The 24875-nt window shown below is 62.1% G+C and carries 18 protein-coding genes and 2 tRNA genes; 19 read left to right on the top strand and 1 reads right to left on the bottom strand.

What is annotated here, in order from left to right:
- Positions 1 to 75 precede the first annotated feature (75 nt).
- The 4 genes from AAAX72_RS04270 (at position 76) to AAAX72_RS04255 (ending at position 5370) form a co-directional block, all read left to right on the top strand.
- The gene (locus tag AAAX72_RS04270) at positions 76 to 1047 is read left to right on the top strand and encodes a LacI family DNA-binding transcriptional regulator (protein ID WP_349129241.1); all 972 of its coding nucleotides are present in this window, start codon (positions 76 to 78) and stop codon (positions 1045 to 1047) included.
- A 184-nt stretch (positions 1048 to 1231) separates the two neighbouring features.
- A complete protein-coding gene (locus AAAX72_RS04265) occupies positions 1232 to 2632 on the top strand; it encodes a PTS transporter subunit EIIC (RefSeq protein ID WP_349129209.1) in 1401 nt (466 codons plus the stop codon).
- 107 nt (positions 2633 to 2739) lie between these two features.
- Positions 2740 to 4281: a glycoside hydrolase family 32 protein gene (locus tag AAAX72_RS04260; protein ID WP_349129208.1), complete on the top strand. Its 1542-nt coding sequence runs from the start codon at positions 2740 to 2742 to the stop codon at positions 4279 to 4281.
- 96 nt (positions 4282 to 4377) lie between these two features.
- Positions 4378 to 5370, top strand: coding sequence for a PLP-dependent transferase (locus AAAX72_RS04255; protein ID WP_349129206.1), 993 nt, complete (start codon positions 4378 to 4380; stop codon positions 5368 to 5370).
- Between the two features lie 133 nt (positions 5371 to 5503).
- Here AAAX72_RS04255 and AAAX72_RS04250 read toward each other — a convergent pair whose 3' ends face one another.
- On the bottom strand, positions 5504 to 5848 hold the full coding sequence (locus AAAX72_RS04250) for a LysR family transcriptional regulator (RefSeq protein ID WP_349129205.1): 345 nt from the start codon (positions 5846 to 5848) through the stop codon (positions 5504 to 5506).
- 193 nt (positions 5849 to 6041) lie between these two features.
- On the opposite strand from AAAX72_RS04250, the gene AAAX72_RS04245 reads away from it, so the two are divergent.
- From AAAX72_RS04245 to AAAX72_RS04175, 15 genes are all read left to right on the top strand, one after another.
- The gene (locus AAAX72_RS04245; protein ID WP_006234046.1) at positions 6042 to 7553 is read left to right on the top strand and encodes an IMP dehydrogenase; all 1512 of its coding nucleotides are present in this window, start codon (positions 6042 to 6044) and stop codon (positions 7551 to 7553) included.
- 370 nt (positions 7554 to 7923) lie between these two features.
- Entirely contained in the window at positions 7924 to 10500 is a 2577-nt protein-coding gene (gene leuS / locus AAAX72_RS04240) for a leucine--tRNA ligase (protein ID WP_349129203.1), read from the top strand.
- A gap of 258 nt (positions 10501 to 10758) precedes the next feature.
- Positions 10759 to 11253 (top strand): ribosome maturation factor RimP, encoded by a 495-nt coding sequence (gene rimP / locus AAAX72_RS04235; RefSeq protein ID WP_128620602.1) that lies wholly within the window; start codon positions 10759 to 10761, stop codon positions 11251 to 11253.
- Between the two features lies 1 nt (position 11254).
- Positions 11255 to 12502, top strand: a complete 1248-nt coding sequence (gene nusA, locus AAAX72_RS04230; RefSeq protein ID WP_195192897.1) for a transcription termination factor NusA — start codon at positions 11255 to 11257, stop codon at positions 12500 to 12502.
- Positions 12503 to 12593: 91 nt separating this feature from the next.
- A complete protein-coding gene (gene infB, locus AAAX72_RS04225; protein ID WP_349129201.1) occupies positions 12594 to 15308 on the top strand; it encodes a translation initiation factor IF-2 in 2715 nt (904 codons plus the stop codon).
- An 11-nt stretch (positions 15309 to 15319) separates the two neighbouring features.
- A complete protein-coding gene (gene rbfA / locus AAAX72_RS04220; RefSeq protein ID WP_006234038.1) occupies positions 15320 to 15730 on the top strand; it encodes a 30S ribosome-binding factor RbfA in 411 nt (136 codons plus the stop codon).
- The gene (locus AAAX72_RS04215) at positions 15723 to 16766 is read left to right on the top strand and encodes a DHH family phosphoesterase (protein ID WP_349129199.1); all 1044 of its coding nucleotides are present in this window, start codon (positions 15723 to 15725) and stop codon (positions 16764 to 16766) included. Before rbfA ends, AAAX72_RS04215 begins: the two co-directional genes overlap by 8 nt.
- Positions 16767 to 16781: 15 nt before the next feature.
- Positions 16782 to 17714 (top strand): tRNA pseudouridine(55) synthase TruB, encoded by a 933-nt coding sequence (truB, locus tag AAAX72_RS04210; protein WP_349129197.1) that lies wholly within the window; start codon positions 16782 to 16784, stop codon positions 17712 to 17714.
- Entirely contained in the window at positions 17711 to 18718 is a 1008-nt protein-coding gene (ribF, locus tag AAAX72_RS04205) for a riboflavin biosynthesis protein RibF (RefSeq protein ID WP_349129196.1), read from the top strand. The genes truB and ribF overlap by 4 nt, the downstream gene beginning before the upstream one ends.
- Positions 18711 to 20825 carry a DNA primase gene (gene dnaG / locus AAAX72_RS04200; RefSeq protein ID WP_349129195.1) on the top strand — a complete coding sequence of 705 codons (2115 nt, stop codon included), beginning with the start codon at positions 18711 to 18713 and terminating at the stop codon, positions 20823 to 20825. Before ribF ends, dnaG begins: the two co-directional genes overlap by 8 nt.
- Before the next feature lie 110 nt (positions 20826 to 20935).
- Positions 20936 to 22282, top strand: coding sequence for an RNA polymerase sigma factor RpoD (rpoD, locus tag AAAX72_RS04195; protein ID WP_118080532.1), 1347 nt, complete (start codon positions 20936 to 20938; stop codon positions 22280 to 22282).
- A gap of 160 nt (positions 22283 to 22442) precedes the next feature.
- Positions 22443 to 22517: transfer RNA gene (locus AAAX72_RS04190), tRNA-Asn, on the top strand.
- Positions 22518 to 22550: 33 nt separating this feature from the next.
- Positions 22551 to 22625: transfer RNA gene (locus tag AAAX72_RS04185), tRNA-Asn, on the top strand.
- Between the two features lie 161 nt (positions 22626 to 22786).
- On the top strand, positions 22787 to 23176 hold the full coding sequence (locus AAAX72_RS04180; protein ID WP_187361832.1) for an Asp23/Gls24 family envelope stress response protein: 390 nt from the start codon (positions 22787 to 22789) through the stop codon (positions 23174 to 23176).
- Between the two features lie 27 nt (positions 23177 to 23203).
- Entirely contained in the window at positions 23204 to 24865 is a 1662-nt protein-coding gene (locus tag AAAX72_RS04175) for a DAK2 domain-containing protein (protein ID WP_006234030.1), read from the top strand.
- Positions 24866 to 24875 lie beyond the last annotated feature (10 nt).

Here is a 24875-nt window from a genome sequence, read left to right as displayed (position 1 = left end):
AGTCGAATAATTTTCGGACGAGGGTTGGGTATTATGGTGAAAGCGATTTCAACGACGGGGGTACTCGTGGTAAAGATGAAAGATGTGGCCGAGTTGGCGGGCGTTTCGAGCGCCGCCGTCTCGCGCTACCTCAACGGTGGATATATCTCGGCGGACAAGGCCGAGCGCATTAAGCAGGCAATCGAGCTGACCGGATACGTGCGATCCAGCCAGGCTCGCGCGCTGCGCACCGGTTCCACCAAGCTCATCGGCGTCATCGTACCTAAGATCAACTCGGAATCCGTGAGCCGCATTACCGCCGGCATTGGTCAGGTGCTCGGTCGCCGTGGCTACCAGATGCTGCTTGCCAACACCGACAACGCGGCCGATCGTGAGCTCGAATACCTCGATTTATTCCAAAACCACCCGGTTGACGGCATTGTTCTGGTGGCAACTATGATCACCGACGAGCACCGTCGCGCGATTGAGTCGTGCCGTGTGCCCATTGTGTTGATCGGCCAACATGTCGAGGGCACGGCGTGCGTCTATCACGACGATTACGAGGCTGCCTTTGAGCTCGGACGTGCGCTTGCGGGTCGGGTGGATGGCAAGATCGCCTACATCGGAGTTACCGAAGAGGACCGCGCGGCCGGTTATGACCGCCGTCGCGGTTTTGAGGCCGGCTTGCGCGCCGCGGGTAACCCGCTCGATGCCGCCTTGATTCGCCTGGGCTCGTTTACGCTCGACTCGGGCTATCGCGCTGCGCGCGAGCTGCTTGCCGATGCCCCCGATGTTTCGTTTATCGCGTGCGCGACCGACACTATGGCTGCTGGCGCCCTGCGCGCTCTTGACGAGGTGTGTGGCATGGGCGAGGGCGTGCGTCGCGTGAGCGGCTTCGGCGACAACGCATTTTTGCGCGCGCTGACGGGCGGCATTCCCACCGTGCATTATGGCTACCTGACCAGTGGCGTTGAGGCGACCAATATGTTGCTCAACGCGCTCGATGGCGAGGAGGGGGAGAGCGGTCTCAAGACGCTCAAGCTCGGCCATCAGCTTATGAATGTCTAGGCCTTGGGCACGTCTGCCTGCCTCTGAGACCCCTGTTTTTGCTTCAAAACTACCTTTCGCCGGCTTTTTCCTACCGTTCACCCCACTATGAAAACGATTACAGTCATATCAAACTGAAAACGATTACAGTGTAAGTGTCAAAGATGGCCGGGTGCTGATGCGCCCGTTGGAGGAAAGGGAAGTCATGGACTACCGCAAATCAGCCCAAGAGGTGCTCGACAATGTTGGCGGCGCCGACAACGTTGTTTCGGCCGCACACTGCGCCACGCGTCTGCGCCTGGTGATTGCCGATAATTCCAAGGTTAACAAGGAGGCCATCGAGAATGTCGATGGCGCCAAGGGCGTCTTTGAGGCCCAGGGCCAGCTCCAGATTATTTTTGGCACTGGCACCGTCAACAAGGTCTACGAAGAGTTCATCGCGCTCAGCGGCGTCGAGGCTGCCACCAAGGCCGAGGTAAAGGAGGCCGCGGCTCAGCAGCAGAACATCTTTATGCGTGCCATTAAGGTGCTCGGCGACGTCTTTGTTCCCATCATCCCCGCCATCGTGGCTTCGGGCCTGCTGCTGGGCATTATGAGCGCCCTCAACTTCATGGCCTCCAACGGCTTTATCGCGCTCGACACCAATAACTTTATTTATAAGATTGCCGACTTGGTCTCGGGCACGTCTTTTGGCATTCTGCAGATCCTGATCGGTTACTCCGCCGCTAAGGCCTTTGGCGCCAACCCGTATCTGGGCGCTGTCGTCGGTGGTGCATTCATCAACTCCTCGCTGCAGAGCGCCTACACGGTTGCCTCCGAGGGCGTGCAGACCATGGTCACCGTCATCCCTGGTCTGTACAGCTTTGAGTGGGTTGGCTATCAGGGCCATGTGATCCCCATCGTTATCGCCTGCGCCATTCTGGCCTTCCTCGAGAAGCGCCTGCACAAGATCGTTCCCGAGATGTTCGACCTCTTTGTGACTCCTCTCGTCTCGGTGTTCGTGACCGTGCTCGTGACGCTCGTTGCCGTCGGCCCCATCTTTGTCTGGGCCGAGAACGCCATCCTCGGTCTGATACAGACCCTGCTGACCCTGCCCTTCGGCATCGGTTCCTTTATCGTCGGCCTGTTCTATGCCCCCACGGTCGTTACCGGTATCCACCAGATGTACACCGCCATCGACCTGGGCCAGCTCGCCCAGTACGGCGTGACTTACTGGCTGCCCATCGCTAGCGCTGCCAATATCGCCCAGGGTGGCGCCGCGCTCGCCGTTGCCTTTAAGACCCGCGATGCCAAGATCAAGGGCTTGGCGCTTCCTTCGGCTCTGTCCGCCTTCATGGGCATTACCGAGCCTGCCATCTTTGGTGTGAACCTGCGCTTCTTTAAGCCCTTCATCGCCGGTTGCATCGGCGGCGGTTGCGGTGCCTTGGTCTGCGCGCTCACCTCGTTGGCTGCCTCCGGCACGGGTGTTACCGGTATCTTCGGTATCCTGCTGTGCCTGGCCCAGCCCGTGCAGTACGCGATCATGTTTGCGGTCGCCGCGCTGGTTTCCTTTGCCGTCTCGTTTGTCCTGTACAAGGACGAGCCTAAGGCTTCCGAGCAGGCCTAAGAGCATTTGATTAAGGGAATGCCCGCGGGCTGTATGCTCGCGGGTGTTTCCAGCATCGGGCGCCGATCTCTGGTGCCTTGTAACTTTCGATCCGTTAGGACTTTGATATGTCTAATGCACTTGGTCGCGATCTTGCAAAGCTGGTTGCCGCTGTTGACGCCGCCGCCACTGAGTGCGGTCATGGCGCGTATGGCCAGCGCTTCCATATTATGCCGCCGGCGGGTTGGCTCAACGACCCCAACGGTCTTTGCCAAGCGGGCGGCGTGTTCCACGCTTATTTTCAATATGCGCCGTTTGATGTCGAGGGCGGCGTTAAGGCCTGGGGTCATGCGACGAGCCGCGATCTTATGACGTGGGACTATGTTGGCGCTCCGCTGCTGCCCGACGAGCCGTTCGATTGCCACGGCGTGTATTCGGGCTCCGCGCTTGCCGAGGACGGCCGCATTCGCGTACTGTACACGGGCAACGTTAAACTCTCCGATGCAGACGGCACGTACGACTACGTCAATACCGGCCGCCGCGCCGATACTGTTTATGTCGAGAGCGTTGATGGCCTTGCCGGTCGGGAGTTCAGCCAAAAGCGTGTGGTGCTGGCGTCCGAGGATTATCCCGAGGATTTGACCTGCCATGTGCGCGATCCCAAGGTGTGGCGCGATGATAATGGGCGTTACCACATGGTGCTGGGCGCGCGTCGTCGCGTGGATGGGCCGCATGTCGATAGTCGATTTTGCGCCATGCACGGCGAGGGTGCCGGGCGCGATGTGGGCGAGATCCTGGTGTATGGCTCGGCCGATATGCTGAGTTGGGAGCTCGAGAGCCGCGTGTCTACCCCCGAGCGCTTTGGCTTTATGTGGGAGTGCCCGGGGTATCTGGAGCTTGAGGCGGATGGCGGCGTGCCGGCAAGGTTTCTGTCTTTCTCTCCCCAGGGGCTCGAGGGCGACCGTTGGGACCGCGGCAATGTGTATGCAGCGGGCTACATGCCCGTTACGGGTAACATTACGGGTGGCAAGGACTCTTATGATCTGGGCGAGTTCCGCCTGTGGGACGCCGGTTTTGACTTCTATGCTCCGCAGGAGTTCACGACCGAGGACGGTCGCCACATTCTGATCGGTTGGATGGGCATGCCTGATGAGCCGACCTATGGCAACGATCCCACCGTGGCGTGCGGCTGGCAGCACTGCATGACGGTGCCGCGTGAGCTTACAGCCGGTGCCGGCGGCGTGGTGCTGCAGCAGCCGGCGCGCGAGATTGAGCACCATTATGCCTCGGTGCGTGTGGGGGCGGGCTCGTTGGAGGTTGCCGGCGATACTTGCTTTGATGTTGTTGTCGACGGTGTCGACGGCGCGTTTGCCGCGACCGTTGATGGCGAGCTGAAGCTGGCGTTTGTGCCCGCTGGGGACGAACTGCCCTCGCGCTTTGAGATGCGATTTACCGATGAGGGTCGCGCTTCTGCCGGCTGCGGTCGTACCGTGCGCTGGGAGCCCGTCGACGAGGTGCGCAATGTGCGCATTGTTGGCGATGTCTCTTCGGTCGAGGTGTTTGTGAACGATGGCTCGCTCGTGTTTTCGACGCGCATCTATCCCGAGGCCTATGGCGTGACCGTTGACACTCCGGGTGCGAACGTGACCTACCACGCGCTCAACATCTAGGCGATTCGTTGCATATCGGCGCTATACTGCAGCCGTTGCCCACGATGCGGGGAACACCCGCATCGTGGGTTTTTGCTTATGAAGGGACGGTGCCGCGTGGACGTGCAACAGCTAGAAGAGGCTTGGGCTTTGAGAGCCGGCGCGCGTGAGGCGCGGTTGCTTGCGGCCTCGCATGTGCCAGCAGCGCTGTCGCAGCTGGGGATTGTGTGTCCCGGCGATCGTCTGGTTGCCTTTGCGGACGACTTTGCCGATGCGTTTGCGCGCGGCTTTGATGGCTGCGACGTGGCTATGGTGGGGGAGCCATCGGTTGCGGCGTTTGCTGCTGCGTCCGATGGCTTTGATGCTTCGTTTGATGCCGAGGGGCCGCACCTGTGGTGGTTCGTTAATTCCATCGGCGGGTTTGGTCTGCGTGTGCCCGATCTGCGTGCGCTGGGTCGGGCGGCGCGTGAGGCCCATGCGCTGCTGGTTGTTGACAACACCGTGGCGTCGGCTTTTGGCTGCGATCCGCTGCGGCTGGGTGCCGTGCTGTCGCTCGAGGCGCTCGATCGTGTATGCGCCGGTGATGCTTCGCGCAAGTTGGTTGCCGTATCGGTGGCACGCTCGCAGCTCAAGCGCCATCGTGTGGATGCCGCGGCTGAGTGCGCGCATGCCCTGCTTGAGGGCTGTGGCTTGGGCAAGCTTGATATGCCTGCTGACGAGGCCGGTGTGCTGGAGCGCGGGCTGGACTCGCTCGATGTCCGCATGCAGGCACATTTCGACCGCGCGCGTGCGCTGGCCGAGTATCTGGCCGCCAACGAGATGGTGCGCAACGTACGCTATCCCGGACTGAGCTCGCATCCCGACCATGCTGTTGCAACGGGAATCCTCGAGCACGGCTTTGGCCCGGCAGTTGAATTTGACCTTATCGAGCGTAGCGCGGGCAAGCTGTTCGATGCTTTGCCCGGGGAGTTTCGCACATCGCCCGCCGGCGGCGCAACGACGCGCCTTTCGGCTCCACGCGGCAAGCAGGGGAGCACCATCCATCTCTTCGCCGGAACCGATGACCCCTTGATCGTGGCCGCCACCCTGGATAACGCCCTCCGCAACTAGCTAAATCATCCTCGACTCCATAAGTTGCGGTGAAATATGGATTGATTTACGGCTTTAACCGCATAAACAGTCCCTATTTCACCGCAACTTATGAGAAGGGGCTGTGTGGCTATAAAGCCCCGTCCCAAATTAGCTACTCTTTGATGCTGGCGATGAGGGCGTCGGCTTTTGTGGCGATGATGTTGTTGATGTCGGCCTGCAGCTCCTCGTAGACCGCTATGGCTCGCTCGCCGGCGGGGGTGAGGGTGGATCCGCGGGCGCCGTCGCGCTCGATGAGCTTGCAGCCCAGCTGTCCTTCGGCCTCGTTTACAATGCGCCAGGCCTTGGAATACGCCATGCCCATGCTCTTGGCGGCTCGGTTGAGCGAGTGCTCGCGGGCGATACCCTGCAGCAGCAAGACGCAGCCGTGGCCGAAGACGCCCGGCAAATCCTTGTCGCACGCTTGAATGACCAACTTTGCCGTCGTCTTGTACTCCATGTGCTCCACGTCTCCCCGCTAAAGTGTTTGCTGGGCAAACGCAAAGCCTGCGTCAAACCCTCGTGTGCTCTTCTTAAATCATGCATTGTAGCAGTCAAAGTGCGTTAAGATACTTCCCCAGTATTGGGCGCCCAAGGTTGGGCTGGGTCCTACGAGGCCTGCAGCCGACCGGTCGCATGGAAAAAGGAGAAACATGGCTACGTTCTTTCCCGGTGAGTCCCACACGTTTTCGGAGTATCTGCTGGTCCCTGGTTACTCGTCCTCGCAGTGCATCCCCAACAACGTCTCTCTTAAGACGCCGCTAACCCGCTTTAAGCGCGGTGAGAAGCCGGCAATCACCCTGAACATCCCCATGGTTTCCGCCATCATGCAGTCCGTCTCGGGCGTCGATATGGGTGTCGCGCTCGCTACCGAGGGTGGCCTGTCCTTCATTTACGGTTCCCAGAGCGCCGAGTCCGAGGCCGCTATGGTCAAGGCCGTCAAGGATCACAAGGCCGGCTTCGTTCAGTCCGATTCCACGCTGACCCCCGACATGACCATGGAGCAGGTCATCGAGCTCAAGGAGAAGACCGGTCACTCCACCATGCCGGTCACCGACGACGGCACTCCCAAGGGTAAGCTCCTGGGCATCGTCACCAGCCGTGACTATCGCCCCAGTCGCGATGACCACCAGACGAAGGTCTCCGAGTTCATGACCCCGCGTGAGCAGCTCATCGTGGGTGACAAGAACATCAGCCTCAAGGTTGCCAATGACGTCATCTGGGACAACAAGCTCAACGCCCTGCCCATCGTTGACGACAACGATCACCTCATGGGCATTGTCTTCCGCAAGGACTACGACAGCCACAAGACCAACCCCAACGAGCTGCTCGATAACGACAAGCGCTACATGGTTGGTGCCGGTATCAACACCCGCGACTATGCCGAGCGCGTGCCGCTGCTCATCGAGGCCGGTGCCGATGTCCTGTGCATCGACTCTTCCGAGGGCTTCAGCGAGTGGCAGAAGCGCACCATCGAGTGGATCCGCGCCAACTACGGCGAGGACGTCAAGGTCGGTGCCGGCAACGTCGTCGACGCCGAGGGCTTCCGCTTCCTTGCCGACTGCGGTGCCGACTTCATCAAGGTCGGTATCGGCGGCGGTTCCATCTGCATTACCCGCGAGACCAAGGGTATCGGCCGCGGCCAGGCCACCGCGCTGATCGACGTCTGCCGCGCTCGCGACGAGTACTACGAGGAGACCGGCGTCTACGTGCCCGTGTGCTCCGATGGCGGCATCGTCTACGACTACCACATGACGCTCGCCCTTGCCATGGGTGCCGACTTTATGATGCTGGGCCGCTATTTCGCCCGCTTTGACGAGAGCCCGACCGAGCGCGTCAACGTCAACGGCCAGTACATGAAGGAGTACTGGGGCGAGGGTTCTGCGCGTGCTCGCAACTGGCAGCGCTACGACCTGGGCGGCGCCGCGAAGCTCAGCTTCGTCGAGGGCGTCGACTCCTACGTTCCCTACGCCGGTTCCCTCAAGGACGGCGTGGGCGGCACGCTCTACAAGGTCAAGTCAACGATGTGCAACTGCGGCGCCCTCTCGATCCCCGAGCTCCAGGAAAAGGCACGCCTGACCCTGGTAAGCTCGACCTCGATCGTCGAAGGCGGCGCCCACGACGTAGTCGTCAAGGATTCCCAGCAGAGCGTTTCCTATCGATAAGCGGCTTTCCCAAGCACCGCACCTTGCCGTTCAAACCGTCGCTCGCGTACCAAAGTACGCGTCGCTCCTCTTTCACGGCAATCTGCGGCACTTGGAAAACCCGACCATGTTTGGGCGGATAACAGATAGCGGTTGATTCACAACCACGTTATTTAGATAAAGCGAGATGCCCGCAAGTCGCAGGCATCTCGCTTGTCGTATTTGCTATCATCAGTCAAGTTAACCTTAGGGTCGGGCGGCTTGGCTTTGTTCGCTACAAGTTCCGCACGCAAAGAAGAGCACTTAATGTGCTCTTCGTCTTGCGCAGGACTGTCCGCAGTAGCGAATAAAGCCAAGCCGCCCGACCCCAGCTAAGATTAAAGGAGCTGATATGTGCGATTGCACAGATCATAAGGACGAGATCCCTGCCTACGACGCGCAGGCCATTGAGTCCAAGTGGATGAAGGCCTGGGAGGACTCCAACCTCTTTGCCGTCGACACCGACGACAGCAAGCCTAAAAAGTATGTGCTCGAGATGTTCCCGTATCCGTCGGGCGACCTGCACATGGGCCACGCGCGCAACTATACCATCGGCGATGCCATGGCCCGTCAGGCCCGCATGCGCGGCTTTGACGTGCTGCATCCCATCGGCTTTGACGCCTTTGGCCTGCCTGCCGAGAACGCCGCCATCAAGCACAATACGCAGGCTGCCGCCTGGACGTATAAGAATATGGACCAGGCGCTCGCCACGATGAAGCGCATGGGCTTCTCCTACGATCTGGATCGCATGGTCAAGACCTGCAGCCCCGACTACTACCGCTGGGGTCAGTGGATCTTTGAGAAGCTGTGGGAAAAGGGCCTGGTCTACCGCAAGAAGAACCCGGTCAACTGGTGCCCCACCTGCAAGACCGTTCTGGCTAACGAGCAGGTCACCGAGGGCAAGTGCTGGCGCTGCGGCACCGAGCCCGAGAAGCGCGACCTGGAGCAGTGGTACTTCAAGATTACCGAGTACTCCCAGGAGCTGCTCGACGACCTGGAGAAGCTCCCCGGCTGGCCCGAGCGCGTCAAGCAGATGCAGGCCAACTGGATCGGTCGCTCCGAGGGCGCCGAGGTCGACTTTACCCTGTGCGACAGGGATGGCGAGCCTATCGAGGGCGACGAGGGTAAGATCACCGTCTTCACCACGCGAGCCGACACGCTCTTCGGTGTCTCCTTCTTTGTCCTGGCTCCCGAGTACGCCGGCCTGCACGAGCTCGTCGAGGGCACGGAGTACGAGGATGCCGTCACCAAGATCGTCGAGGACTCCAAGCATATCTCTGCCGTTGAGCGTGCCCAGGGCACCCTCGAGAAGCACGGTGCCTTTACCGGCCGCTACGTGGTGAACCCCGTGAACGGCGAGAAGGTCCCCGTGTGGGTTGCCGATTATGTCGTTGCCGACTATGGTACCGGTGCCGTCATGGCCGTTCCCTGTGGCGACCAGCGCGATTTTGAGTTCGCCCGTAAGTACGACCTGCCGATCGTGCCGATCATCCTCGACGATGACGATCGCGCTGCCGTCGAGGCCAGCGGCGAGACCATCGATACCTTCCATGCCGAGACCGTCGACTGGGATTGCGCCCACGCTGCCGAGGGCACGCTCGTCCAGTCCGGGAAGTACACCGGCATGCGCGGCGGTAAGCACTCCGAGGGCGAGGCTGCGATCGTGGCCGACCTCGAGGCCATGGGCTGCGGTCGTCGCAAGGTCGAGTTCCGTCTCCGCGACTGGCTCATTTCCCGCCAGCGCTATTGGGGCAACCCCATCCCGGCCATCCACTGCGAGCACTGCGGCATCGTGCCCGTGCCCGAGGATCAGCTGCCGGTGACGCTGCCCGAGAACCTGGACCTTGGCGCCGGCGAAACCCTTGCTGAGTGCAAGGAGTTCTACGAGACCACCTGCCCGGTCTGCGGCCGCCCGGCCAAGCGCGAGACCGATACCATGGACACCTTCACCTGCTCCAGCTGGTATTACCTGCGCTATACCGATCCGCACAACACCGAGCTGCCCTTCTCACGCGAGGCCGCCGACCGTTGGATGCCCGTCGATAACTACATCGGCGGCATCGAGCACGCCATTCTGCACCTGCTCTACAGCCGCTTCTTTACCAAGGCACTGCGCGACCTGGGCCTGCTGAGCGTGGACGAGCCCTTCACCAACCTGCTGTGCCAGGGCATGGTCAAGGACGAGAACGGCGACACCATGTCCAAGTCTAAGGGCAATGTCGTGCCCCCGAGCTCGGTCATCGAGCCCTACGGCGCCGACACCATGCGTTTGGCGATTCTGTTTATTGCCCCGCCCGAGAAGGACTTCGACTGGGATCCCAAGGCCGTTGAGGGCGCCAACCGCTTCATCAAGCGCGCCTGGCGTATCGTTTGGCAGCTCGTCCAGTCCGGCGACGCCAACGTGGCCTTCGACAAGTCCGCACTCGACGAGGTTGCGATGAAGCTCTATCGCGAGCGTCACCGCACCATCGCCAAGTGCACCGAGGACTTCGATCGCGGCCAGTTCAACACCGCCATCTCGGCCGTCATGGAGCTCGTCAACGCGGCGAGCGCCTATCTCAACGCCACCGAGGGTACCGCCCGCGACAAGGCGCTGTGCTACGGCGTGGCTAAGGATATCGTGAGCGTCCTTGCCCCCATCTGCCCATTCTGGGCCGACGAGCTGTGGCACGAGGCCCTCGGCTGCGAGGGCAACGCCTACACCGCCGCCTGGCCCGAGTTCGACCTGGCCGAGTCCGTTGAGGACACGGTGCAGATCGTGGTCCAGGTGCTCGGCAAGGTCCGCGGCCGCGTCGACGTTGCCCGCGATGCCTCCAACGAGGAGATGCAGGCTGCCGCCGAGGCCGCCGTTGCCAAGTGGCTCGAGGGCAAGACGGTCGTCAAGGCCATCTGCGTGCCCGGCAAGCTGGTCAACTTGGTGGTCAAGTAAGCGCTGCGCGCTTAGCTGACGCATAAAAGACGAGGGGCGATCCGATTGGGTCGTCCCTCGTTTTGCATGTACCTGCCCAGGTGCCTTCGGTCAATTGTCCTATTCTTATGGAGAAGCTGTGCGCACGCTGACCTGCAGGTTCGTACTGTGCTTGCACGTTTCCGCAGCTATTGGTATAGTTTGCTTGCAAATGAAGTTGTAATTGAAAGAAGTGGGGTTTCGGCCCCGCTTCTTTTTTGTATGGATGGAGGTGCCGCAATGGTCAAGACCAAGACCGAGCAGGCGATCATCGACGCGCTCGAGGCCGTCGCTCCCCAGCACGATGTCGACATCGTCGACGTCGAGCTCGTGGGTGCCACCAAGGCCCCCTGCGTGCGCGTGCGTATCGAGGGTGCCGAGGGTCAGAGCCTTTCGCTCAACGACGTCACGGCCAACACCAAGTGGGTCGGCGATGTGATTGAGGAGCTCGACCCCATCTCTTCGAGCTATACGCTCGAGGTGTCGAGCCCGGGTATGGCGCGCCCGCTGCGCCGCCCGTGCGACTTTGCCCGCTTTGTGGGCGAGAACTGCGAGCTCACCTCCACCGCCACCGAGGGCCGTCGCAAGTACGCCGGCAAGATTGCCGCCGCCACCGAGACGAACGTGACCCTCGAACTCGAGGACGGCGAGTCCGTCACCCTCGATTTCTCTGATGTTAAAAAGTGCAAGTTGAAGCCCACCTACGACTTCAAGCCCGCGAAGGAAGGAAAGTAAGATGGCAGCATCCGACATGATGTCCGCCCTGATGGAGCTTTGCCAGGAGAAGCACATCGACCAGCTCTACCTGATCGACCGCCTGGAGCAGTCGCTCGCCAAGAGCTATGCCGAGATCCTGCATCTTGAGTGGGGCGCCAAGGTGACCATCGACCGCACCACCGGCAAGATCTACGTCTACCGCCTGGAGCCGATCGACGATTCCATGGACGAGGAGGGCAACTTCACCGAGTTCGAGGAGATCGACGTCACCCCCAAGAACACGAGCCGCATCGCTGCCCAGCACGCCAAGGCTGAAATCAACGCCATCGTGCGTAACTCCGCCCGTGAGCAGATCTACGAGGAGTTCTCCGGCCGCATCGGTGACCTCATCAGCGGTACCGTGCTGCAGTCCACGCCCGACTTCACGATCGTCAAGATCCGCGAGGGCGTCGAGGCCGAGCTGCCGCACTTCGACCAGCGCCGTTACGAGAACGAGCGCAACGAGCGTCCGATGGGCGAGCGCTACCTGCACAACCAGCACATCAAGGCCGTGATCATCGACGTTCGCGACCCCAACTCCAACCTGCAGCCGGTTCGTGGCGAGCACAGCCGTCCGCCGATCGTCATCTCCCGCACCCACCCCGAGCTTATGCGTCGTCTGTTTGAGCAGGAGGTGCCCGAGATCTATGAGGGCACCGTCCAGATCAAGTCGATCGCCCGCGAGCCCGGCCAGCGCTCCAAGGTCGCCGTCCACTCGCTCGATGACCGCCTGGATCCCGTGGGCGCCTGCGTCGGCCCCAAGGGCAGCCGCGTCCGCGCCGTCGTGGGCGAGCTCCGCGGTGAGCGCGTCGACGTCATCCTGTGGGATGCCGATCCGGCCGTCTACGTCGCCAACGCCCTGTCGCCCGCCAAGGTCACCCGCGTCCTCATCGACGAGGAGAAGGCCTACGCCGGCGTCATCGTGCCTGACGACCAGCTTTCGCTCGCCATCGGCAAGGAGGGCCAGAACGCCCGCCTCGCCGCTCGCCTGACCGGCTGGCACATCGACATCAAGTCCGAGACCCTTGCCGCCGACATCCTCAAGAACGTCCCCGTTCACGAGGAGCCCGCCGCCGACCTGATTGGTGACGAGGAGGACGACGACGTCCGTCGCTGCGAGTACGTGTCCGAGGACGGCGTTCAGTGCCGCAACCAGGCCCGCCCCGGCTCCCGTTTCTGCGGTGTCCACGACACCGACGCCTTCGATGATGCGGAGGACCTGATCTAGCGCGCGGTCGCGTCGGGCGGGTCCCGGCGCATCTCCCACGCTCGTTCAGTCTCTAGGCACCCAAGGTGCCAGAAAGGGTAGGTGAAGTCATATGGCAAAAGTCCGTGTGTCCACCCTGGCCAAAGAGTTCGGCATGACCTCCAAGGAACTGATGGGTCACCTCGCCGAAATGAAGATTCCCGCTAAGTCCGCTTCCTCCGCCCTGGAGGACGCTTATGTCGCTATGGTCCGCAAGCAGCTCGCCTCGGTGATCGAGGCCCGCGCTCAGGAAGTCGAGGCCGCTAAGCAGGCCGAGGAGCAGGCGGCTGCCGCCGAGGAGGCTGCACGCGCCGCCGAGGCCGAGCGCGAGCGCATCGCCGCCGAGAAGGCACGCGAGGAGGAGCGCCGCCAGTTTGCCGCAGCCCAGGCTGCCGAGGAGGCCGCCCGCGCCGAGGCCGAGGCCAAGAAGAAAGCCGAGCAGGAGCGCCTCGCCCGCGAGAAGGAGGAGGCTGCCCGCGAGGCCCAGCGCCGTGCCGTTCCCGCTTCCGACTCCGGTTCGCGCTTCCGTTCGCTGCTCGACCAGATCGCCGCACAGGAGACCGTGCTCAAGGAGAAGAAGGACGCCGAGGACAAGGCCAAGGCCGAGCGCGCCGCCGAGCGCGGCAACCGTCGTGGCGGTAACAACGACCGCCGCGGTGGCCGTCGTAACGATCGCAACGCTTCCGACAACAACTCCGAGCGCAACGCCTCCGAGAGCCGTCCGCACAGCCATCGCACCAGCGCCAGCAACAACGTCGCTGCTGGCATGGACTTCCCCAACCCCGATAAGCAGGGCAAGGGCAAGAAGCGCAAGGGCGGTCACAACAACGAAGAGGACCACTACAGCCGCATGGCTCGCGAGGCCGAGGAGTACAGCCGCGAGAAGGTGCTCGAGGAGGCTCGTGCTGCCGTCGAGGAGGCCTCTCGCGAGTCCACCGGTCGCCGCAAGAAGCGCAAGGAGAAGCGCGAGCGCGAGGCTGCCAAGGCTCAGGAGGAGCGCAAGATAGAGGAGGCGCTGGCCCAGGGCGTGAACCCCGAGGACCTCGACGCCATCAAGGTCTCCCAGGGCGTTACTGTCCAGGAGCTTGCCGAGGCGCTCGACGTTCCGGCCAACGACATCATCAAGCGCCTGTTCCTGCTGGGTACGCCGCTCACCATGACGCAGTCCATGTCCGACGACCTCGTTGAGCTCGTTGCCGACGACCTGGGCCGTCAGATCAAGATCATCACCCCCGAGGAGGAGAACACCTTCTCGTTCTATGACGATCCCGCCGACCTTAAGCCGCGCGCCCCGGTCGTCACCGTCATGGGCCACGTCGACCACGGCAAGACGTCGCTGCTCGACGCCATCCGTCACACCGGCGTTGCTGCCGGCGAGGCGGGCGGCATTACGCAGGCCATCGGCGCTTCGCAGGTCATGATCAACGACCGCAAGATCACCTTTATCGATACCCCGGGTCACGCCACCTTTACGGCTATGCGTGCCCGTGGCGCCAAGGTGACCGACATCGTCATCCTGATCGTCGCCGCTGACGACGGCGTCATGCCCCAGACGGTCGAGTCGATCAACCACGCCAAGGCCGCCGGCGTACCCATCGTCGTCGCCGTCAACAAGATCGATAAGCCGGGCGCCAACCCCGACCGTGTGCGTCAGGAGCTCACCGAGTACGGAGTCATCCCCGAGGAGTGGGGCGGACAGAACATGTTCGTCAACATCTCGGCCAAGCAGAAGATCGGTATCGACGAACTTCTGGAGACCGTGCTGCTCCAGGCCGACGTACTCGAGCTCAAGGCCAACCCGGACACCTTTGCCTCGGGCAACGTCCTCGAGGCCAAGCTCGACAAGGGCCGCGGATCGGTCGCTACCGTGCTCGTGACCCGCGGTACCCTGCACGTGGGCGATACGCTGGTCGCCGGCCTTACCTACGGCCGCGTCCGCGCCATGCTCGACCCCAAGGGCCGCGCCGTCACCGAGGCCGGTCCCTCCGACGCTGTCGAGATTTTGGGCCTGCAGTCCGTGCCCAACGCCGGTGACGAGTTCCGCGTGTTCGAGGACGAGCGCGAGGCACGCGCCCTGGCCGATGAACGTTCGCTCAAGGCCCGTATCGAGGAGCAGAGCCGCGTCAAGCACGTCACGCTCGAGAACCTCTTCGAGACCATCGCCGACGCAGAGGTCAAGGAGCTCAACCTGATCATCAAGGCCGACGTCCAGGGTTCTATCGAGGCCCTTCAGGACTCGCTCGACAAGATGGATCAGTCCGAGGTCCGCATCAACACGATCCATTCCGCCGTCGGTGCCATCAACGAGACCGACGTCGTCCTGGCCGACGCCTCCAACGCCATCATCATCGGCTTTGGCGTGCGTCCCGACGGCAAGGCCCGCTCCGCTGCCGAGCGCGAGGGCGTCGAGATCCGTTGCTACGACGTCATCTACAAGTGCCTCGAGGAGCTCGACGCTGCCCGCATCGGCATGCTCAAGCCCACCGAGGTCGAGGTCTCCACGGGTACCGCGACCGTCCTGGACACCTTCAAGGTGCCCAAAGTCGGTATCGCCGCCGGTGTCCGCGTGGAGGAGGGCGAGATCGCCGCGACCGATTCCGTGCGCCTGGTGCGTGACGGCATTGTGGTCTTCAACGGCAAGATCGCCTCGATGCGCCACTACAAGGACGAGGCCAAGAGCCTCAAGAGCGGTTCCGAGGGCGGCATTGGCCTGGAGAACTTCCAGGACATCAAGCCCGGCGACCAGATCGAGGGTTACCGTATCGACCAGGTTGCCCGTACCGAGTAGGGGGTAGCGCTATGAAGCAAACGCAGGCAACCCGCCGTTTGGGCGAGCAGCTTCGCGAGAAGCTCGGTTATATCCTGCTCTTTGAGGTTTCCGATCCGCGTCTCGACCTGGTCACCCTGACCGCGGTCGAGGTCGCGGTGGACCGTTCGTTCGCACGCGTGTACGTGTCGTGCGATGCGAGCCGCTACGATGAGGTCATGGAGGCGCTCGCCAGCGCCAAGGGCCGCATTCGCAGCCTGTTGGCTCGCTCGCTCGATTGGCGCGTCACGCCCGAGCTCGATTTTCGCATCGATCGCTCGACCGATGAGGCCGAGCGCATCACGCGTGCGCTGGAAAACGTTCCGGCCACGCTTGCGATCGAAAAGGACGAGGACGGCTACCCCATAGCGGATGCCGCCCAGGAGGCAGCTTTAGATGACTAATTCCGCCGATCTCGTCTCGTACGAGTCTGCAGATATTAAACGACGCATCCTCGAGCTCATCGAGGGTGCGTCCTCCATTGCGATCTCGGGTCACACCTCTCCCGACGGCGATGCCCTGGGCTCCGTGTTGGGCCTGGGCCTTTCGCTTATGAAGGTGTTCCCCGACAAGGACATCGCCCTGCTGCTGGCAGACGACGATCCTGTTCCGCGCATCTACCGTTTTATGGAGGGCGCCGATCTGCTGGTGCCGGCATCTGCCTACACCGGCAACCCGGACCTGTTCATTTCAGTAGACGTGCCGGTCGTCGAGCGCCTCAATAATTCCGCCGAGGTGTTGCGTCGATCGGCTCACGTGGCGTGCTTTGACCATCACCCGGCACGCGAGGAGTTTGCTGAGGTCAGCCTCAGGTGTGTCAATGCCGCTGCATGCGCCATGATCATCGACCGCTTTTTGGCCGATTGCGGTATTACCGCAAGCGACAGCATCGCCACCTGCCTGCTGTGCGGCCTGGTTACCGACACCGGTCGTTTTCAGTATCAGAACGCCGACGCCGCAGCATTTCATGCTGCTTCGCGTCTGGTGGCGCACGGTGCCGATCCGGCGCGCGTCGCGCTCGAGGTCTATCAGAGCATGCGTGTCGAGTTCTTGCACCTCAAGTCCATCGTCATGGGTCGCATCAAGACGGTCGCGCACGGGCGCGTGGCGTATAGCTACGCCTACGAGAGCGACCTTAAGGACTGCGGCGTCACCTCGGACGAGTGCGACGGCCTGGTCGATGTGGTGCGCGCCGTGATGGGCGTCGAGGTCTGCCTGTTCCTTAAGGGCATCGAGGGCGATACCAAGGTGCGCGGCAACCTACGCTCCAAGGGCGATCTTGATGTTTCCGAGATTGCGGCCAACTTTGGCGGAGGTGGGCACCACGCTGCCGCCGGCTTTACCAACGCCGGAACGATTTCCGAGACGCTCACCGCGGCACTTCCCATGCTGGCCGAGCTGGTAGGGGAGGATCCCGCTTCGGTGACCGTCGAGCTCTAACTTTTTGGATGGTACATGGCTCGTCGTACACCTTCTCAACTTAATATGCTGCTCGCCGTCGATAAACCGGTGGGTTGCACGTCCCACGACGTGGTTTCGCAATGCCGACGCGCCCTTCATGAGCGGCGCGTCGGCCATGCCGGAACGCTCGACCCCATGGCATCGGGTGTCATGGTGGTGGGTGTGGGTCAGGCCACACGTCTGCTGGGCATGCTCACGCTCGATACCAAAAGCTACGTCGCCGATATCTCGTTTGGCGTCGAGACCAATACCGATGATGCGGAGGGCGAGGCCGTCCGCACGGTGCCCGTTGCCGCCGCCCTGCGCGATCCTGCCTATGCTCGCGAGCGCCTGTCCGCCATGCTGGGCCCGCAGATGCAGGTGCCGCCGGCGTTTTCGGCCATTTCGGTCAACGGCGTGCGCGCCTATAAGTCTGCGCGCGAGGGTAATGCCGTGTCACTGCCCCCGCGTCCGGTCGAGGTGTTTTCCGCCGACCTGATTGCCGTGAGCGGCGAGGACGACGTTTGCGTTTGGACCGTGGCGTTTTCGGTGAGTAAGGGCACCTATATCCGTGCGCTCGCTCGCGATCTGGGTCGTGCCTGCGACAGTGCGGCACATATTTCCGCACTGCGCCGTACGGCCTCCGGTGTCGTTTCCATCGGTGCCTGTTATACGGTCGAGGAGCTTTCTGCCGAGTCCGCTGCCGGCTTTGCCTTAGATCCCATTGCGGCGCTGGGCGCCACGCGCGTCGACTTGCCGGGTGATCTTGCCGACGATCTACTGTGCGGACGTCGTATTCCTATTGAGCGCGCGCTTGCGGGCTTCGATGCGTCGAAGGCGCCGTTTGCACTGGTGCTCGATGGCGGGCTCAAGGCGCTCGCCCGTATCGAGGGCGGTCGCTTTGTAATGGAGCACGTCTTTCCGCAGGCGATCGGCGGTGTTCGATGATGCTGGCCCCCCACGAGCTCGCGCGTATTTTTTTCGCGGGCGAGTCGGATGAGGCTCGCATCGTCGCCGCCGATGCATTTGATGATTGCGCGTGCCTGGGCGCCGCGTCGATCGCCATCGGCGTGTTCGATGGCGTGCATCGGGGGCATCGCGAACTGATCGACGCGGTCGTTCGCGATGCGCATAACCACGGCTGCAAGGCGGTTGTTGTCACTTTCGATCCCGACCCGGACGTGGTGGTGAGCCCCTCGCCCGCTCAAAAACTGATGACGACGGCCGACCGTCTTCATGCCCTGGCTCTCACCGGGGTCGATGCGGTCGTGGCCGTTCCCTTCACGCTTGCGGTGGCGGCTCTCGACCATGAGGGCTTTCTTAAGCTGCTGTCGCGCGTCGTCGATATCCGCTCGATTCGTGTGGGCAGCGACTTTAGGCTGGGTCGCGGCGGCGCCTCGGGCGTTGCCGAGATGCAGACATGGGGTTCCGAGCACGGAGTTGACGTCTATGGCCACGAGCTGCTGTGCGTCGATGGGCAGACGATCTGCGCTACCCGTATTCGCCAGGAGCTGCGCCAGGGTCATGTTGAGCTTGCTGCCGAGCTGCTCGGCCGCCCATACATGTTGCGAGGTATTGTTGCCGGCGGTCGTCACCAGGGTTCCGACATGGGTTTTCCCACGGCAAACATCCAGGTCCCTGAGGGTATTCAGGTGCCTGCCGATGGTGTCTACGAGGGTCTTGTTCTGGTCGACGATACCGTATGGCCTGCCGCCGTCAACGTGGGCCTTCCGCCGACGTATGCCGACGATGCCGCCTCGGCGCATCTCGAGGCCAACTTGATCGGGTATGCGGGCGACCTGTACGGCGCCTCGGTGTCGCTGGCGTTTACGCGCTGGCTGCGCCCGTCGCGCGTATTCGATTCGCTGGACGAGCTTATCGCGACTGTCGAGGGTAATATTGACGATATCCGTCATCATTTGGGTGAGCAGGGGGTGAGCATCCGTGATTAGCGATGAGGAGAAAGACCAGGTGCGCGCTGCGTCCGACCTGGTTGCCATCGTGCAGGAAACGGTTGAGCTCAAGCCCCGCGGCCATGAGTTTTGGGGCTGCTGCCCCTTCCATGGCGAAAAGACCCCGTCGTTTCACATTATCCCCGCCACGCAGGTGTGGCACTGCTTTGGCTGTGGCGAGGGCGGCGACGTCTTCACCTACATCATGAAGCGCGAGAACCTGAGCTTTCCCGAGTCGATTCGCTACCTGGCCGACCGTGCCGGCATTGAGCTGCACGATACCGGCACCCATCGCGAGCGCGGCACCAAACGTGCCCGCATCTATGACCTGTGTGCCGAAACCGCCCAGTTCTACCACACCATGCTCATGCGCGGTAAGGACAGCCGTCCGCGCGAGTATTTCGCCAGCCGCGGTATGGGCGGCGACGTCTGCCGCCGCTACTGCCTGGGCTTTGCGCCGGGTCGCAACGCGCTGGTGTCGCATCTGTCGCAGGCGGGCTTTACCCCGCAGGAGATGATCGACGCCAACGTGGCCGTGAGCCGTGGGCGCGGGCAGCTTGCCGACCGTTTTTACGACCGCGTGATGTTTCCCATCTTTGACGAGCAGGGTCATAACATCGCCTTTGGCGGGCGCATTATGGGCGATGGCCAGCCGAAGTACCTCAACACCGCCGAGACGAGCGTGTTCCATAAAAAGCGAAACCTCTACGGCTTTAACTGGGCTAAGGAGTTTATCGTCGCGCAGGATACCGCTATTGTGGTGGAGGGATATACCGACTGTATCGCCTGCTGGGAGGCGGGGATTAAAAACGTCGTCGCCACGCTGGGCACGGCGCTGACGGAACATCATGTAAAGACGCTCACCCGCTTTGCCAAGCGCATCGTGTATATGTTCGATGGCGACGCCGCCGGTCAAAAGGCCGCTCGCCGCGCGATTCAGTTTATCGAGCAGGATTCGATGGACCTGCGCTGCGTGGTGCTTCCCGACGGCAACGACCCCATGGAGTTCATCACCGCGCATGGTGGCGAGGCACTGCAGGCGCGTATCGACGCCGCCGAGCCCCTCATGGACTTTGTATACCGGTCGCTGCAGGAGTCGAGCGACATCACCACGCCGGGCGGTCGTGCCAAGGCGCTTGAGGATGCGCTGACGCTCATCTATCCGCTGCGCGATAGCTATATGATCGATACGTACTTTATCCAGATTGCCGACCTGCTGGGTTTGGATCTGGAGACGGTGCGTTCGAGCTCGGGCCGTGTGTTTCGCGATGTTGCCAAGCGTGAGAACGCCGAGCGTCGTCGCGAGCAGAACTACGAGCGCCAGCGGGCGCAGGCCGAGCGTGCAGGCAGCGCCGGCGGTCGGGCGTCCGTTTCGCAAGGGACGTCTCGCGGTGCCTGGGCGTCGGGAGCGACGCCGCCGGTGTCCGCACCGGTCGAGGAAGAGCCGTACGACTATGTGCCGCTCGAGGCCTACGGGGCTGCGCCGGTCGAGGTCGTCGGCGATATGCCGCCGATCGATGTGCCGGTTGGGTTGGATGGCGCGGCGCCGGTTGCCGATGCAACGGACGCGTCTGCGGCACCGACGATGCCGATCGTGCTGACCGACCTGGAGCGAAAGTCTCTGGCGGGGGAGCGCGAGCTGCTGACGATGCTCACGAGCTATCCCGACCTGTTCCGCACGTATGCCGACCGCATCTGCTCGATCGAGTGGGTGGATCCGCGTCACGAGTCCATCGCGTGGGCCGTGCTTGCGACGCCGCCGGGCACCGACCCCACGGCGTGCATGGATGCGGCGCGCGCGGTGTGTCCCGAGGCAGCGTCGCTTGTCAGCGCCGGGCGTATTTCGTCGACGAGCAAGCACCCCACCGAGACGAACATCGTGTTTATGCTCGATACCCTCGAGCTCTACACCATCAAGCGCCGCATGCGCGCCGCACAGGCCAAGCTACGTCAGGACCGGTCGCTCGACGATGAGGCGCGCCGTGTGCTGACGATGCAAGCGATGCAAGATTCTCAGCGCCAGCGCGAGCTCCAAAAGTCGATCGGTGGCGTGGCCGATCCGTTCCGTTTGATCGGTTTGGAGACGGCGGGCGCCGACCAGGTCTAGATGTTGTGGTCAACCAGCGTATTCGCGCCTATATCCAGTCTGAATTTTGGGTATAGACGTCAATGTGTGTGCTAAAGTAATGAGTCCTGTGGACTATGAAGGGAGAATCTGTGCCAAAAAAGAGTGAGAGCACGGGTACTGGGCTGGAATCCTACGTTGCAAAGCTCATGGGCAACGGCTCAAACAGGACTTCGGTAACCGAGGACGAGATTCAGGTCGCCCTGAAGGATATCGATGTATCTGACGAGCAGCTCAACGCGGTGTATTCCGCGCTGCGCAACAGCGGCATCCAGATTATCTCCGCGAGCGGTAACGACGACGCCCCCATGGACGTCGACGATGACGATAACGATAGCGATACCGACGATTTCGATGACGACGAGCACGATTCCGGCTCTCTCGACGATCACGAGCTTAAGATGGCCCGTCAGGCCGACGCCGAGATGGGTTCTTCCAAGAGCAAGAAGAAGCGCACCGTGCGCACGTCCCGTTCGCGTTCGCGCGTGCGTGGCATCGATGCCTCCACGGTGATGCTGACCGGCGACCCGGTTCGTATGTACCTTAAGGAGATCGGTAAGGTCGACCTGCTGACCGCCTCCGAAGAGGTCGATCTGGCCATGAAGATCGAGGCCGGTCTCGATGCCACCGAGAAGCTCGAGGCCGCCGAGGCGGGCGAAATCGAGCTTACTCGCGCCGAGATGCGTCGCCTGACCCGTATCGAGAACGTCGGTCTCGAGGCTAAGCAGGCGCTCATCAGCGCCAACCTGCGTCTGGTCGTCTCCATCGCCAAGCGCTACGTCGGTCGCGGCATGCTGTTCCTGGATCTGATCCAGGAGGGCAACCTCGGTCTGATCCGCGCCGTCGAGAAGTTCGACTACCAGAAGGGCTTTAAGTTCTCCACGTACGCCACATGGTGGATCCGTCAGGCCATCACGCGTGCTATCGCCGACCAGGCCCGTACCATCCGTATTCCCGTGCACATGGTCGAGACCATCAACAAGCTCGTCCGCGTGCAGCGCCAGCTCCTTCAGGACCTGGGTCGCGACCCGACCCCCGAGGAGATCGGTGCCGAGATGGACATGAGCGCCGACCGCGTCCGCGAGATCCAGAAGATCTCGCAGGAGCCCGTGTCGCTCGAGACCCCTATCGGCGAGGAAGAGGATTCCCAGCTGGGCGACTTCATCGAGGACTCCCAGGCTATCGTTCCGCCCGATGCCGCCAGCTTCTCCATGCTGCAGGAGCAGCTCACCCAGGTGCTCGACTCGCTTGCCGATCGTGAGCGCAAGGTTATCGAGCTGCGCTTTGGCCTTGTCGACGGACATCCTCGCACGCTCGAGGAAGTCGGCCGCGAGTTTGGCGTCACGCGTGAGCGCATCCGCCAGATTGAGTCCAAGACCCTGGCCAAGCTCCGTCATCCCAGCCGCAGCAGCAAGCTCAAAGACTATATCGAAAGCTAGTCAAGCAAGAAGCGCCCTCAAGTACATCCGCTTGAGGGCGCTTTCATGTAGTCATTGGGGACGTCCCCAATGACTAGGTCGGAAAAATTCTCAAAAAAGTTCTTGCCCTGAGCTGATTCGTCCGTATAATAAACTTCGTTGCTTGAGAGCACGCACCTATTCCTCGGTAGCTCAATGGTAGAGCACGCGGCTGTTAACCGCGCTGTTGTAGGTTCGAGTCCTACCCGGGGAGCCAGAATTTTCGGCCCATTCCGTTGGGCTTTTAAATTCCTCGGTAGCTCAATGGGAGAGCACGCGGCTGTTAACCGCGTTGTTGTAGGTTCGAGTCCTACCCGGGGAGCCAGGTTGTAAAACCCGTCGCTTATGCGGCGGGTTTTTTCTTGTCGCGATAGTCTGGCACGAACGTTGCCATATCAACATTTCGTGTCGAGGATGTAATCCCGCGACCCACCACCTCAACATGGCGCGCTCGTTGTAGAATATTGCAATGATTGCTCCCACGAGATGGTGCCGCGAGCACCAGATAAGGAGATTCTTGTGTCTGAGACCATTAACGGCAGCCTGAGCGTCTCGAACGACGTTATTGCCGATATTGCCGGTTATGCCGCGATGACGTGCTATGGCGTCGTCGGTATGGCCGAGCAGCTCCAGGGCGCCGAGAGCGTGCGCTTGCTTGCCGGTCAGCGCCTTCGCAAGGGCGTGCTTGTCTCCGCCGACGAGAACGGCCTTACGGTCGATCTTCACGTCGTGCTCGAGAACGGCGTCAACATGAAGTCCGTTTGCCACAATCTTTCGAGCTCCGTTGCCTTCACCCTGCAGGAGATCGCCCAGATCGATCCTGCCAGCCTTAAGATCGGCATCCACATCGACGCGCTCAAGAGCCGTCTGAACTAGCATCCGAAAACGGAGATTCAAATACCCATGATTGCAAAGACCATTCGCACCTGTTTTCCGATCGCTGCGGCTGCCGTTTCCGACAAGGCCGAGGAGATCAACAAGCTCAACGTCTTCCCCGTACCCGACGGCGACACCGGCACCAACATGTCGCTCACGCTTGCCTCGGTGACCAAGGAGCTTTCCGCCCTTCCCGCCGATGCCGATATGGAGGCCATCGCCGGCGCCATCACCCACGGATCCCTGATGGGTGCCCGCGGCAACTCCGGCGTCATCACCTCGCAGATCCTGCGCGGCGTGGCCGAGGGCCTCGTCTCTGCCGACGAGCCCATCACGTCTGCCAACATCGCTTTCGCCTTCCGTCGCGCCGTCAAGGTCGCCTTCCAGGCTGTCCGTAAGCCCATCGAGGGCACGATCCTCACGGTCCTGCGCGATGTTTCGACCAAGGCCGATGAGTGCGAGAAGAAGAAGTTCTCGGCCGAGGACGCTCTCGATGCCATCGTCGTCGAGGCCTATCAGTCCGTCGCCCGCACGCCCGACCTGCTGCCCGTTCTGAAAGAGAACGGCGTGGTCGACTCCGGCGCCTTTGGCTTTGCCATCTTCTTGGAGAACTTTGTTGCCGCCGCTCTTGGCCGCAGCACCGTAGTCGAGGATTTCTCCGCCACGTTTGATTCCGCCGGCTCTGCCCGCGACGCGGCCCTTGGTCGCGTTGAGATCGAGGCCAACGACGACTGGGAGGGCTCGGAGTTCCGCTACTGCAACGAGTTCCTCTTTAAGGCCGACGCTCCTTTTGACGAGGACGAGTGCCTTAAGTTCCTGGGCTCCATGGGCGACTGTGAGCTGCTCGTGGGTGCCTACCCCGACTATAAGATCCACGTGCACTCCAACACCCCCAACCTGGTGCTCGAGCACATGCTGCAGCTCGGTCAAATCTACGAGGTCTTTATCCACAACATGGAGATGGAGGCCCACGACCGTACCGCCAAGATTCACGAGGACCAGGAAAAGGCTGCCGAACCCGCCAAGGCGCTGGGCTTTGTCGCCGTTGCCGCCGGTTCCGGCGAGGCCGACATCCTCAAGTCCCTCGGCGTTGACGTGATCGTCTCGGGTGGCCAGACCATGAACCCCTCGACCGCCGACCTGCTGGGCGCGGTGGACCAGGTCAACGCGACCTCGGTCATCATCCTGCCCAATAACGGCAACATTCGCATGGCTGCCGAGGCCGCAGCCTCTGCCTGCACCGACAAGAAGGTCGCCGTCGTTCCCACCAAGACCGTCCCGCAGGCGTTCTCCGCGCTGTTCGCAGTCCTGCCCGATTCCGAGCTCGAGGACGCCGTTGCCGCCATGGTTGACGCCATTAGCGAGGTTCGCGATGGCGAAGTCACCCGTGCCGTTCGCGATTCCAGCGCCTCTGATGGCTCTCCGATTCACTCCGGTGATGTCATGGGTATCATCGCCGGCTCCATCGACGTGGTCGGCTCCGATGTGAAGCAGGTCACGCTCGATTGTATCAACCGCATGCAGGAGGAAGAGGAGGGCGACGCGCTGACGATTCTGGCCGGCGAGGAGCTGTCCGATGAGGCTTTCCAGGAGATCGTCGACGCCATCGAGGAGGCTCAGCCCGACCTGGAGATTGATGCCCATCGTGGCGAGCAGCCGCTCTATCCTGTGATCTTCTCGATCGAGTAGGCAACTGCCC

Origin of the sequence: Collinsella sp. CLA-ER-H8 (genome assembly GCF_040092335.1) — a bacterium.
Classification (GTDB): Bacteria; Actinomycetota; Coriobacteriia; order Coriobacteriales; family Coriobacteriaceae; genus Collinsella.
Note: the sequence above shows the minus strand (reverse complement) of the source record. Positions and strands in the feature narration are given on the sequence as shown.